This window comes from Paenibacillus wynnii, from assembly GCF_000757885.1.
GTDB lineage: Bacteria > Bacillota > Bacilli > Paenibacillales > Paenibacillaceae > Paenibacillus_AQ > Paenibacillus_AQ wynnii.
In genome coordinates this window covers 617591-631260 of the sequence record NZ_JQCR01000003.1, presented here as the reverse complement: position 1 = coordinate 631260, position 13670 = coordinate 617591, and the positions used below count along the sequence as shown (strand labels likewise).

The following is a 13670-nucleotide window of genomic DNA, read 5'->3' as shown; positions in this document are numbered from 1 at the left end:
TATCCGTTACTGGAGAACCATCGATTCCTGTTGAATGGTTCTCCCCGACGTTGTCCTTCCGTACACCCAAGAGTAAATCTTAAGCACTTTCTATATAATAAGAAACGGCTTCGACGTCCGCATAGGGACAACGAAGCCGTTTCTGGTCCTTCTTGTCCTATGAGTTCAAAAATCCCGCAATGTATTAAAAATTTCAAGCAGCTTGTCTCTGTCCACCCTATCGATCCCGTCTTTGCTTAGTTTATGTTCAGCATAATCCAGCAGTTCTACAAGAACCGTATATATTTCTTCGCGCTCTTCAGTAAGAATAAATCCGGTTCGCCTGTCCATTGTATTGAAAGCTTCGGTGTATAGAGTCACCATATCCTTCAACATCCGTTCACAACTTCAATTCCTTCCTTGCGCTGTTCCTCCATGGTGTGAATGCTTGCAATCATTTTCTTGTATAGTTGAACCGCTTTCTTTGCGTTAGCCGGCGTAATATTATCGCGTCCATCCCAGTCTCGGAAGGGATTGGATACATTTTCAGCCAGCCATTCAGGTTTTCGCGGTTTGCTTATGGAGAGGTCAAGACCTTTCACGACTTCTTTCTTATAATTGGCCTTGATGAATTGGGCTGCTTCTGCCGGCAGACTGGTCATCCACAACCAAGAAAGGTTAGACATTTGATCAGGGCCTGGAAATTGATTTCCGGCGAATCCAAACATATCATAAGTACTAAACCCTTGAAGCCTGGCAAGCTTTTCTAAGCTGTGTATGTTGGAGACCGTTCCAGGCTTCCCCCATATACGCAGTTCCCGCAGTTCCGGGAAGCTTTGGACAATCGGTTGCAGGTCAAGCTCCGTAACACTTCTAAGATGGAGGCAACGCAAGCGATTTAGACCGCAGCTGATTGGCGCATTAGATGAACAGTTGGCTGTTATCCAACTTCCTTCATTATGAGCATGAATGATGAGATCTGGCGAAAGAACGCCTACGAAAGAAAGCTCCGCCAGCCCCTCATTTAAAAACAATTCGCCAAGTCCCTCAGCATCAATAATTAGTGTTTCGAGGTTACTCTCTCTAACATCTACGCTGGCGTAACCGTGATTCGTGAGATGAAGTTGATTGATTATAGGATTACTTATTACAAATGGCAAAAGAGATTCATAAGGACCGTTGGCATGAATTTGTGTCAGACAGGGCAGCTTTTCGAGCTCAAACAGATCCTCTAAGGATTGAAGAAAGTCATCATCCACCTTATTCGTGGAAAGGCTTTTGTTACCCTGACCCATTTCAATTAGACTGTTATCCTTTGCCGCTTCTTTGAAGCGTTGTCGCCGATCTTCATCGATTAGGCTCCACCTTCTTTGACGACGTGTACTTCCACCTATATGCCAACCACTGTAACTGTTCGTTTCCTCCGTAACAAGCGGGGGTAGGTTCCCTACGAGAATGTAGTGAGGTGGGACGTTCGCATCTACCAAGCAGTGATCCAACTTATCATTCCAGAAATAAAAATCACATACGAGCGGCTTCATATTCAGGAGCTCAGCTTCATCCGGCAGCTTGTCTCCCGTCCAGTCGAGTTCCAGGATAGCGGCTAGCTGGCTTTTTTTGCCGGAGTCCGTATCCTTAAGCATTGTGACTTGGCAGGCTGTAAATTGGGAAATACGCTCAACATATACACAATATATATCTCCAATATTCGGTTTCATGCAAACATCCTTTCCTACTTAGACTCGCTATGTGAATTATATTAGATAGTTATCTTAATGCAAATAAAATAGTTGTTAAACCAAATTAAATTGGAATAACAACTATTGTGGCGAAATAAATGTTGAATAATCAGTGCAGAAGTGATTCTGCACCATCGCAATAAATCTCTGTTCCTGTAATATGATCCGAATCGTCAGATGCCAGGAATAGGGCTAACTTAGCTACTTGAGCAGCACTGCCGGGCCCCTTTTCCAAAGGCTGTCCACCTTCCGGGAACTCGACGGGAATTTGCACTTCTTTTAAATCATCCGAAGGAAACGTATTCTGGTCAATATTTGTTTCTATCGCTCCTGGACATATAGCATTGACGCGAATCTTGTATCGGGCCAGCTCTAAGGCAGCCATTTTCATAAAAGCAACCTGACCTGCTTTCGTTGTGCTGTAGGCCGAGAAACCAATACCTGAAAATACTCGATTTCCATTAATAGAGCTAGTGATGATCACGCTGCCGCCCCGATCTTTTAGAAAAGGAATAGCATATTTAACCGTGGCGAACGTTCCTCGCAGATTGATCTCATGAGTCTGGTTCCAATCCTCAATAGTCATAGTCTCAATAGGGGCCATAGCTCCATTAATACCCGCATTGGCAAAGACAATATCCAGCTGCCCATATTGCTCCACGGTTTGTTTAATCGCCTTTTCTACCATCTCCGGTTTAGAAATATCGCATTCAAAGACAGTAGCTTGCCCGCCATTCTGCTCCACTTCACGCTTAACTTTCTCTGCCTCATCAATACTACGATCCAACATGGCCACCTTAGCCCCGTTTCTTGCAAACTCGAGTACCGCAGCACGACCTATACCAGAGCCTCCACCCGTAACGACAGCAACCTTACCCTTAAGCCTGTGATCTGCCATAGTTCACTTCCCCCTTAGTAGTCAAGCGTCCAGTTAATCTTTCCTTAACCTTTACCTCACATACGGAGAAATGAAACGGCAACAGGGACTTATCCGAAGGGATTATTCTTTGTTCTTAGAATCTGTGCTAAATAGGCAAGTGTAAGGCCTTGGCCCCAACCCTGAATACGTTTCTTCGGCACCTGCCGATATCCATCAATATCGTTCATCACCGCCGTGCCCGCAGAGACTTCAGTAACGGTACCATCCTCCTTGATTCGGGATAGAATCCCTTGCAGCGAGAGGCTTGAATATTTATTATACAATCGGCCCTGCATCAGTACCGCTGTTGCGATCCCGGCGGAAGCCGAGGTTTCCAAATAGGAAGTGTCGTCATCCAGTACTGTATGCCATAAGCCCTCGGGAGATTGCAGACGAACGAGAGCCGCAAGCTGATCCCGAAGTGAGCCTTCAATAATCATGAATGAGGGATGCGTAACCTCCACGAGACTCAGTGCTTTTGCCATCGTAAGTGCCGCCCATGAATTCCCCCTGGCCCAATGAATCCCTGACATATTGTTCTGATTCAGATGATCCCAGCCGTGATAATATAAATGATTATCCGCATGTTGCAAATATTGTTCATGCCCGTGATATTGAACTAGCCCGTCCTCTATATAATCCTTATTATCTAATAAATACCCGATTCGCAATAAATAATAACCCGCCATAAACATCGTATCGACCCAAGCCTGCTGGGGAAATACATAGCTAAGTGAATTAACTGTATGCTGGAAAATCCCCTCACCGAAGCGCTCCGCCATATTCCTCAGAAACTCTGCCATCTCTAAAGCATTATCCAAGTACTTTGAATCTCCGGTAGCTTGATAAAGCGTTAGTAAACAGTGGCCTATAGACACTCCATTTACAGACAGCTTCGGCAGCCCTTCCGCGATGTTATCATCCACCCATGTTTTCAGAGCAAGGAGATAATCTTCCCTTCCAGTTGCCTCATAGGCCTCGCAAACTCCGTAGAAGGCTACTCCGCCTGGCCAGTCCCACGAAAAATCCATGCGGAGGGTACGCTCTATTACACGGTCAATCGTTGCTTTTATTTGTTCTTCATCATACGTAAAAGCTGTCATGCATTTTCACACCCTTCAATAAACCTCCACTTAGTCATCCCTTCAATCCGCTAGTGCTGATACCATCCACAATTTGCTTCTGGAAGATAAAAAATATCAACATGACCGGAGCAAGACTAAGCACGGACATCGCAAACATCGGTCCCCAGTTAGATACAGATTCACTGTCCAGAAACATTTTCAACCCCATGGAAACCGTATATTTGGATGGGGAGTTCAAGTAGAGAACCGGCCCAAGCAAATCTTCCCAGCGCCAGTAGAAGGAGAAAATAGCTGCAGTCGCCATAGACGGGCGGATTAGCGGGAGAATGATTTTGAAATAAAGTCTGAATTTCCCACAGCCGTCTATCGTGGCTGCTTCATCTAACTCTCCTGGAATGGTTCTAATAAATTGAATCATCAGAAAGGTGAAGAAAGGCACTCCAAAGAATTGCGGGATTACGATCGGTCGGATACTGTCCAACCAGTTCAGTTTCGTATAAATGATATATTGCGGAACTAGCACCACATCGGCAGGCAACATCAGAGTCATCATCATAAGGCCGAACCATAAGCCGTGACCCACAAACTTGTTACGTGCAAATCCAAAGGCCACTAATGAAGAAGAAATGACCGCTCCGAAAGTAGCTACGATAACGATAACTAGTGAGTTCTTGATAAAAACTCCGAAGGAGTACCCTGCAACTCCTTCCCAGCCCTTCGCATAATTTCCCCACTCCCAAGGATTGGGGAAAAGCTGCTTTGCAGTGACAAATACCATGCGGCTTTCTTTAAAGGAGCTCATGATCATCCACAGAATCGGATACAGCATAATGATGGCGAGCCCGCCGATAAGAATATGATAAAGCGGCCATTTGATTTTATTCATCGCCATAAATTATTTACCTCCCGATTCGTAGAAGACCCAAGATTTCGAGGTCTTGAACAAAATTCCAGTCATAATGCCCACAAGCAGCAGCATCACCCAAGCCATCGCCGAAGCATATCCCATGTTATTGAACATGAAGGCCTGGCGGAATAAGTAGAGCGAGTACAGCAGAGTTCCATCCATCGGACCTCCCTCGCCTTTGGAAATAATATAGGCCGGGACAAAGGTCATGAAGGCGCTGATGGTCTGCATTACCAAGTTAAATAGAATTACTGAACTAAGCAAAGGCATTGTAATTTTGAAGAATTTGCGGAAAAAGCTGGCTCCATCCACACTGGCTGCCTCATACATTTCACTCGGTATATTCTTTAGGCCTGCCAGAAAAATCAACATAGATGATCCAAATTGCCATACGGACAAGGAGATCAGCATAACCAAAGCTGCGCTTGGATTGCCAAACCAGCTAACAGGACCAAGTCCAAAGAAGCCGATTAATCCATTTATAATTCCTGTATCACTAAATATATTCCGCCACATGATGGATACTGCCACGCTGCCGCCAATGATAGAAGGCAGATAATAAATCGTGCGATAAGCTCCAACCATTCGGGACTTCGTATTCAGAATCATTGCCACAAATAATGCGAAGGTTAGTCTCATAGGAACACCGATAAATACGTAGAGCAGCGTTACCTTGAGTGACTGTAAGTATTTAGGGTCATTCGAGAACATTTTGATATAATTATCCATCCCCACCCATCTAGGCGGGGAGAATAAATTATATTTGGTAAAGGAGAGATAGAGAGAGATTACCATCGGCACCAGAGTGAAACATAGAAAGCCAATGATAAATGGGCTGATAAAAGCATAACCGGTCAAATTTCTCTTTAAGTGTTGTCCTAGCAACGATTTCTTAACAGAATTCGGTGGATTCACAGGAAGCGGATTGCTGAAACCCAAAGTCTCCAACTCCTTATCTGGTTAGACTCACAGTATAGTTGTGCTTCTCTTATCGATTGGCAAGAATGGAATTAGCTTCTTTACGGAACTGTGCCGCCGCGGTATCCGGTTTGATCTGTCCGAAGTTCATTTGTTCAGCAAGGTCAGTCAACAATGCCACAACCTCTGGTGAACCTACAGGAGGACTCATAGGAGATGTAACAGGCTCCATATCCGCTACAAACTTGAATACCTGCTTACCGGAATCAGTCAACACTGTAGATACGGATTCTTTGATTTTGCTGGAAATCGGCACGCCGCGTTCGCCTTTAATCAGCTTATTGGCTTCCGCATTATTCGTCCAAAAGTCAACAAATTTAGCCGCTTCTTCTTTTGCTTTGGAGTTAGAAGTAATAGACCAGTACATACTTGGCTCCATATAAAGTCCTTTTTGCATATCCGGACCCGGCATTTGGGCCAGCTCCATCGGACGGTTTACGGCGATTTGCAGCGCTACATATTGATTTGACCACTGCCAAACCCCAACCCCTGTTCCTTTCACAATCTCTGATTCCTCAATAACACCCTTGTTCTGGCTCAACTTATCTTGAGTAGGAACCGCTCCGTCGGCGATTAAGCCTGACAGCATTCCGAAGAAATCACTGAATAATGCATCATCCTCATAACCAAGTGCTGTTCCCTCATTGTTATACAGGGCCAATCCTTTCGTCCGGAGATAATAATTGAAGAAGACATCCGCAGCCATCGAACCGTCCATGAACAGTCCAGCCGCTTTAGCTTTCATGGCAATTTCTTTGTATTGATCCCATGTCCAGTTCTCAGGAATGGAATCCACACCAGCTTTCTTCAACAGCGCCGGATCATATTGAAATCCAAGTACGTTCACACCGAGTGGAACACCAAACTGCTTGTCACCAATTTTACCAGTAGCCAGAACGTTCTCATTTACATCGCCTACTTGAATTTGTTTATTCAAATAAGGAGTCATATCTTCAAGCTGTCCGTTCGATCCATATTGATTAATATAAGAAATATCCATTTGTACGATATCTGGAAGACGATTCGCTGCAGCCTGAGGAGCCAGCTTCTTCCAATAATCATCAAACGATGCATATTCAGGTTCAATCGTTACATTGGGGTTCGCCGCTTCGTACATATCAATAACTTGCTGAGTATACGAATGTCTTGTATCTCCGCCCCACCATGCGATGCGCAGAGTCACCGGTTCAGCCGGAGCTTCCGTAGCCGTTTGGTTACTTTCAGCAGGTTTTTCTACGTTTTTAGCATTTTCAGCAGGAGCATTATTTCCCCCACCACAGCCTGCAAGCATTGAGAGCAGCAACGGGATAGCCAATAAAGCGGATCTTTTTTTCAACTTTAAATCTCCCCTTTTCAAACAATTTTTAGAAAGGCATCTTTACTGTTAGCGCTTCCATATGTGAATTTTCTCAAATTTTCCATGTAAGTTGAATACAAAAAACCGTTATCTTTGTTTAATAATCAGTCTGAAACTTAGGCCTTCATAAAATCTGTAGGTGTTTTTCCCGTTACTTTTTTGAACACCTGGCTAAAATACTGGGCATTGCCGCCGAAACCAAACATTTCCGCCAATTCGAATACTTTAACGTCCCCGCTACGGATAATGTATTCAGAAGCTTTGTTAATTCGGTAAAGGGTAACGTAGTTGGAGAATTTCTCACCTGTAACCTTTTTAAATATTTTTCCTAGGTAATCTGGATTCATATACAGCATTTCGGCCGCCACTGAACCAAGAGACAGCTCCTCCTTGTGGAAATCCTCCGCGATAATTCGCAGCATACTATCTACGATAGAGGATTGCCGAGAGACAAAATGACGGTCATACATCGTGGTTAGACGGGTAGCCGCCTCTTTGACATAACCTTTAAGCCCCCCTAAAGAATGGATTTCTGCGAGCTCTGCCAGACCCGAGGTGAAAGCATTCCTTTCTTCCGGTACACATAAACGAATCATTGCGGAATACAGCTGCAAAACATAGGACCGCGTCACATTAATATCCAATCGCTGTAAAGATAAAACGCCGAATAAACGCTCCAGCTCACATTCAACCGCGCCTCTGTCCCCTGCTTTAATCATCAGGCAGATTTGATCTTCATTGAGTTCGACTTCATCCCCCCCGCTAAAATCATTGTCCGGGAGATCGCTTACGGTGATCAGACTGCCATCCTCAAGGTAAAAGCGGTGACTCATACATTGCAAGGTCTGTCGATACAACCTGCGTGAATGAATCATCCGATCCGTATCACTAACTGCAATAGTCACACTCATCTTATAAAAACGGCAGAAGACCTCCCTCACACCGTCAATCCTCGTGAAAAGAGTATCATTTTCCACTTCTTGCTTATCCTCAAGAAGAACTAGCAGGTGGCCGCCAATGGTAGTGCTCAACAAAACCTCCTGAAGCATATCCTGAACAATATTTTGCAAGGCGAACAGATGCTCATACTCGTGGGGATCCTCCAGCTTGAATAGAATCAGCCTCACACTTTTATCGTTCAGTTCTATGCCGAATAAATCTTGGTAATATTCAAGATCGTGGCTTCCATAGGTTTTGTTGGAGATCCATTCCTTCAAGAACTGTTCTTTCACATGGGGAAGTACTTTGGTAAGTCTCTGCTTAATACCGCTTACGAATAGATCCCGTCTTTTGAGCTCCCTCAGCTCCAGCCCCAGCTCTACCAGAGCTTCATGAATCTGATTTTCGTTGCAAGGCTTTAAAAGGTAATGTTTAACACCGTGCTGCATCGCTGTCCGTGCATAGTCAAAATCCTTATAACCTGTCAACATAACGAATTTAATTTCAGGAAACCGCTCGCTGCATCTTCGCACCAATTCCAATCCGTCAAGACCCGGCATAGAAATATCAGAAATCACAATATCAGGGCGCATGGCCTCTATTTTCACCAAAGCCTCAATACCGTTTCTAGCCGTCCCGACGAGCTCAGTCCCCGCCTTTGCCCAGTCCACTACTTGAGATATCCCTTCCAGAATAAGACGTTCATCATCTACTAACAGCAGCTTATACATGCTTAGTTTCTCCTCTCCAATAGGGAATTCGAACATGAATGGTCGTCCCTTCCCCCGGCTCGCTTTCAATCTCTGTACCCCACTCTTGCCCAAAGACTAATTTAACACGCTCTGTAATGTTAGCCAGGCCAATGCCTTCTCCACGCGTCTGAATTCTCCCCTGTTGCAAATCCCTTATGAATTCAGCAGTCATCCCCGGTCCATTATCGCTAACTCTTAAATCCAGACTATTCTCCTGTAAGCTGGCTGAGATTGTAATGGTGCAAGGCTCAATATTAGGCTCAAGTGCGTAACGGATTGCATTCTCTACCAAGGGCTGCAGAGTCAGCTTCGGGACTTGAGCATTTTGTATATCTTTAGGGATGTCCATTTCAAAAATAAGCCTCTCCTCAAATCTGGTTTTTTGAATCGTAATATAGCTTCGAACAATGCTTAGTTCTTTTTCCAGTGATATAAGCGGATTCTTAAGACCAATGGAGCTTCGAAGTAAATAGCCAAGTGCTTCTACCATTTCAGAGATCTTAGACTGCTTGTTTATTTTGGCCAGCCAATTAATAGACTCGAGCGTATTGTATAAAAAATGGGGATTAATCTGCGCTTGCAACGCTTTAAGCTCCGTCTCTCGAATTACAAGCTGTTTTGCATAGTTCTCGTCGATAAGTTCTCGGATTCTGCGAATCATCATCTTGAAGGTCCTATTCAGCTGGCTTACCTCATCCTGTGCCGTTTGGGAGACCAACCCCAGAGCTTGTTCCTCCAAGTTGTCCAGATCCCCCTTCTCAATCTGCCTCATCTTTTGAGTCAATTTACTAATAGGACGGACGATGCTGCGGGCTAGGCGGTAACCCAGGATTAATCCCAGTAAAAGTATGAAAGCAAAAATTAAAACTACCAGTCGCTTAACCAGATTGATTTGTTTGAATATCTCGTTAAAAGGAGTGGCATTGATATACGTCCATTCCATGTACGATGAATTCGTTTTAGCTACGAAATAGGTCCCCCCTTCATAGCTCGCAGTGCGATAGGCATCCGGACGCCTTACCTCCTCCGACAGCTCCTGCGGTTCAAGTATCGGAGCCTTCGGGTAAATAGCCAGCCCGCTTTCGGCGTCGGCTATAATAAGCTGTCCGTTACTTGTGGCAAGATCCGTACTATCCGCAATAATCCGGTCAATCCTAATACGGATGACTAGAGTACCTAGGTTGTCTAACGTAAACGTCGAACCGGTATAAGACTTAATTTGTCGAACAGCCAATAGAGAGTTATTACTGCCTTGCGTTAGCCAAGTATTGCTTCCTTTAGCATCAATCGCCAGTGTCTTTAATTGATTCTGAAGAGATATCGCTACTCCCTCTCTATTGCCAGCGGTCATAACCCCCTCATTCACATCCATCAGCATCATGGAATAGACGTATTTCTCCGCGCCGGCAAAGGCTACTAACCTATTAATAATTTTGTTATTAAGAAGCTGTCTTTCATAAGGAGTAGGATTATTTTGCAATTGGCGCAGGCACTGTTGAATTTGCTCGTCAGTGACCACCGTATACGATAGCTGCTCCAGCTCCTTCAACTCGCGTTCAATACTTATAGAAGACATCCCAAGCACCTCTGAGGCCTTTTCATAAATCTGTTTGTCATAAATACGATACACATATTGAAGCACGGTTAAGGAGAAGAGAAAGGAGAGAAGCAGCATAAAGGAGATTAGCAAAATCATTTTATTAAAGATGTTCGAGTTTTTGTAAGCGTTCTTATTATTTCTGATGATTCGCATAATCCACTCTACTTTCTAATATGTCAATTAAATTTTTTGGCTCAGTCTTAAAAATCAGAGGTTTACTATATGATCGGACAGAGCGAAGGGTCGGAGGGATTCTGGAGAAACGGTAGTGTTCGCCTTTAAAGCCCGATTTCAACCTATATTTCAATTACTCCGAACCCGTAGCGGCTTGTTTCACAAACGGTCAACTACTGATTTGGTTTTGAGTCATATATATAATAAACGATAATAATTGTATTTGGGAATATACACCAAAAAGACTTAAATATGCTGTCTGGTTCCAGACTACATATCCAAGCCTTATTCGGGTCATCTCTTATTGGAGAAGCCTAGCCAAGCATCATTCGATCATCTGCCAGCTTGTGGCCGCTTATCGCTTCAAATTCACCGAGAAGACGTTCTACCGTAAGATCCTTCTTACGGGTCTCATCAATATCCAGTATCACGCTTCCTTTGTCCATCATAATCAAGCGGTTCCCAAGCCGTATAGCCTGTTCCATATTATGAGTGACCATAAGGGTCGTCAATTTCTTCTCTCGGACAATGGTTTCTGTCAGCTTCGTAATCAGTTCCGCACGGGAAGGGTCCAGCGCAGCTGTATGTTCATCCAGCAACAAGATTTGGGGCTGAGTAAAGGTGGCCATAAGCAAGCTTAGTGCCTGTCTCTCCCCACCGGACAGCAGGCCAACCTTGGCACGCAGCCGGTTCTCTAGTCCAATACCCAAGTGTTCCAGCTGTTCACGAAACAGATTTCGCTTGGATGCACTAACTCCAAAGGACAACCCCCGGCTTTTGCCTCGCTTATAAGCCATTGCCAGATTCTCTTCAATGGTCATATGCGGCGCAGTCCCAGCCATGGGATCTTGAAAGACTCGGCCTATCCAGCGGCTTCGTTGATACTCAGCCAAATGGCTTATTGAATTACCTTCAATCCGGACTTCACCCAGATCTGGTTTCATTACACCGGAAATGATATTCATCAGAGTCGATTTACCAGCACCGTTGCTTCCAATTATCGTAACGAAATCTCCAGAATGCAGTTCGAGGTCTATGCCCAGTAGCGCGATTTTTTCATCGGGTGTCCCGGGGTTAAAGAGCTTGGTTACATTATCTAGCTTTAGCATCGATAGCCCCCCCCTTCTTGCTGTTCAGGGCCTGTTCAGCCAATTCAATGGTGCGCTTCCGAGCCGTGCTTTTAAGCTTCAAAAATCTCTGTACAGAAGGGAATACAAGAGCAACTATAACAATGATGGCGGTAATCAGTTTCAGATCGGAAGCCTCTAGCCAGTCTACTCTCAACGAAAGTGCCACTACGATCCTATAGACGATGGAACCAAGTACAACCGCCAGAGTTGCGCGGAACACACTCCCTTTTCCAAAGATAGCCTCTCCAATGATCACAGAAGCCAATCCGATAACGATCATACCAATACCCATAGATGAATCAGCAAAAGCCATGTACTGTGCGATTAGGGCTCCCGAGAGCGCTACCATTCCGTTAGCCAGGCTTATACCGAGAATAGTCGTATTATCTGTGTTTACTCCAAAGCTTCGAATCATTCGTGCATTATCACCCGTCGCCCGCAGTGCGAGTCCCAAATCCGTTCGCAGGAAGAGATCCATAAGTACCTTCACGAAAATAACTACAAAAGGCATGACAAGCAGAGGATTTATCGAAGTGAACAGAGAGTTATCTCCCATCAATGAAACGTTAGGTTTCCCCAAAATCCGTAAATTAATGGAATAGAGCGCAATCATCATCAAAATTCCTGACAAGAGGCCGTTTATCTTTCCTTTGGTGTGAAGTAGCCCCGTACACATTCCGGCAGCCATCCCTCCGCCAAATGCAGCCAGAGTTGCCAGCCACGGTGAGAAACCATTAGAAATCATTACAGCAGCTATAGCACCGCCTGTTGTGTAGCTTCCGTCTACTGTTAGATCTGGAAAATCTAAAATCCGAAATGTAATATACACGCCTAGAGCCATAAAAGAAAATAACAGCCCCAGTTCAATGGCTCCGATTATTTGTTCTGACATAGGTGACTTCCTCCCTCAAACGGCAGAGGAGCGCTCTCTTAAGGAAACGCCCCTCACATCTCTAATGTGTCTTATTGAATAATATTATTGGTTTGATCCGCAACATCTGCCTTCATAGCATCAGTTACTTCAATACCTTGGGCTGCAGCAGCCTTTAAGTTAAGAATAAGGTCCAGCTTTTCCTGCATCGTAACTTTTAGATCGCCGACTTTTTTACCATTCTTGAGAATCTCTACAGCCATTTGTCCTACTTGGTATCCATGGTCGTAGTATTTAAATCCAACTGTTGCAAAAGCACCCTTCTCAACCGTATCACGGTCACTGGCAAAGAATGGGATTTTATTATCATTAGCGGTCTGAATGATCGTATCTACTCCGCTAACTACTGTATTGTCCAGAGTAATATACAAGGCATCTGCTCGGCCAATAAGTGATTCGGCGGCCTGTTTCACTTCAGAAGTATTCGTAATAGCTGCCTTTACTAACTCAATTCCATGCTTATCGAGAGCTTTCTTGGCTTGATCTGCCATGATAACTGCATTTTGTTCGCCCTCATTAATAACCAGACCCAGTCTCTTTACCTTAGGAAAGTTGGCTGCAATATAATCCATCAGTCTAGTAATGGCTTCAGGATTCGTATCCGATGCGCCGGATACATTACCGCCAGGGTGCTCCAGATCACTTACAATCTTGGCATCCAGTGGGTCCGTAACAGCTGCGAAAAGAATCGGTGTATCGTTCTTCATCGATTGTACAACGGCTTGAGCAGATGGTGTCGCGATGGCAAGCACCAGATCATTGTCATCAGACGCAATTTTCTGGGCGATCGATAGATTGTTGGTGGCATCGGCTTGTGCATTTTCGAAATCCACTTTAAGATTCTCACCCTCAACGATTCCCGCGTCCTTTAACGCAGCTAGAATCCCTTCTCGGGTTGCATCAAGTGCAGGATGCTCCACATATTGTGATATGGCAATTTTGTAAGATTTCGTCTCAGCATTGCCAGTAGCGGCATTTCCTGAGTTCGTTCCAGTACCTGTATTCGTATTCGTAGCAGAATTATTACCGCAACCTGCGGCAATCAGTGCCAAACATAAACTTAAACCCGCCCAGACTTTTTTCTTTTTCATCATAATACCCCTTTTCGTTTACGGTATCAGCGCGTGCATAGGAAGTAGCGCCACAGCATTGTCGCTTTTATAGATAAAAGCGTTAAAGC

Annotated in this window: 12 protein-coding genes; all 12 read right to left on the bottom strand. The window is 44.6% G+C overall.

What is annotated here, in order from left to right; genetic code table 11:
• Positions 1 to 165: 165 nt before the first annotated feature.
• The 12 genes from PWYN_RS30065 to PWYN_RS18080 all read right to left on the bottom strand — a co-directional run bounded on the left by PWYN_RS30065 (position 166) and on the right by PWYN_RS18080 (position 13581).
• Positions 166 to 375 (bottom strand): hypothetical protein, encoded by a 210-nt coding sequence (locus PWYN_RS30065; protein WP_240479784.1) that lies wholly within the window; start codon positions 373 to 375, stop codon positions 166 to 168.
• Positions 369 to 1697 carry a hypothetical protein gene (locus PWYN_RS18130; protein ID WP_240479783.1) on the bottom strand — a complete coding sequence of 443 codons (1329 nt, stop codon included), beginning with the start codon at positions 1695 to 1697 and terminating at the stop codon, positions 369 to 371. The genes PWYN_RS30065 and PWYN_RS18130 overlap by 7 nt, the downstream gene beginning before the upstream one ends.
• Before the next feature lie 130 nt (positions 1698 to 1827).
• Positions 1828 to 2616: an SDR family oxidoreductase gene (locus tag PWYN_RS18125; RefSeq protein WP_036654919.1), complete on the bottom strand. Its 789-nt coding sequence runs from the start codon at positions 2614 to 2616 to the stop codon at positions 1828 to 1830.
• Between the two features lie 89 nt (positions 2617 to 2705).
• The gene (locus tag PWYN_RS18120; RefSeq protein WP_036654916.1) at positions 2706 to 3740 is read right to left on the bottom strand and encodes a glycoside hydrolase family 88/105 protein; all 1035 of its coding nucleotides are present in this window, start codon (positions 3738 to 3740) and stop codon (positions 2706 to 2708) included.
• 34 nt (positions 3741 to 3774) lie between these two features.
• Positions 3775 to 4614: a carbohydrate ABC transporter permease gene (locus PWYN_RS18115; RefSeq protein WP_036654913.1), complete on the bottom strand. Its 840-nt coding sequence runs from the start codon at positions 4612 to 4614 to the stop codon at positions 3775 to 3777.
• Positions 4615 to 4617: 3 nt separating this feature from the next.
• Positions 4618 to 5514, bottom strand: a complete 897-nt coding sequence (locus PWYN_RS18110; protein WP_036658849.1) for a carbohydrate ABC transporter permease — start codon at positions 5512 to 5514, stop codon at positions 4618 to 4620.
• A gap of 103 nt (positions 5515 to 5617) precedes the next feature.
• Positions 5618 to 6898, bottom strand: coding sequence for an ABC transporter substrate-binding protein (locus PWYN_RS18105; protein WP_052088496.1), 1281 nt, complete (start codon positions 6896 to 6898; stop codon positions 5618 to 5620).
• A 182-nt stretch (positions 6899 to 7080) separates the two neighbouring features.
• Complete coding sequence (locus tag PWYN_RS18100; protein WP_036654909.1) at positions 7081 to 8634, bottom strand: response regulator transcription factor; 1554 nt, start codon at positions 8632 to 8634, stop codon at positions 7081 to 7083.
• Complete coding sequence (locus PWYN_RS18095; protein WP_036654907.1) at positions 8627 to 10408, bottom strand: sensor histidine kinase; 1782 nt, start codon at positions 10406 to 10408, stop codon at positions 8627 to 8629. The genes PWYN_RS18100 and PWYN_RS18095 overlap by 8 nt, the downstream gene beginning before the upstream one ends.
• Positions 10409 to 10743: 335 nt before the next feature.
• Positions 10744 to 11538: an ABC transporter ATP-binding protein gene (locus tag PWYN_RS18090; protein ID WP_036654905.1), complete on the bottom strand. Its 795-nt coding sequence runs from the start codon at positions 11536 to 11538 to the stop codon at positions 10744 to 10746.
• Complete coding sequence (locus PWYN_RS18085; RefSeq protein ID WP_036654903.1) at positions 11522 to 12451, bottom strand: ABC transporter permease; 930 nt, start codon at positions 12449 to 12451, stop codon at positions 11522 to 11524. The genes PWYN_RS18090 and PWYN_RS18085 overlap by 17 nt, the downstream gene beginning before the upstream one ends.
• Before the next feature lie 71 nt (positions 12452 to 12522).
• Positions 12523 to 13581 (bottom strand): ABC transporter substrate-binding protein, encoded by a 1059-nt coding sequence (locus tag PWYN_RS18080; RefSeq protein ID WP_036654900.1) that lies wholly within the window; start codon positions 13579 to 13581, stop codon positions 12523 to 12525.
• Between the last annotated feature and the right edge of the window lie 89 nt (positions 13582 to 13670).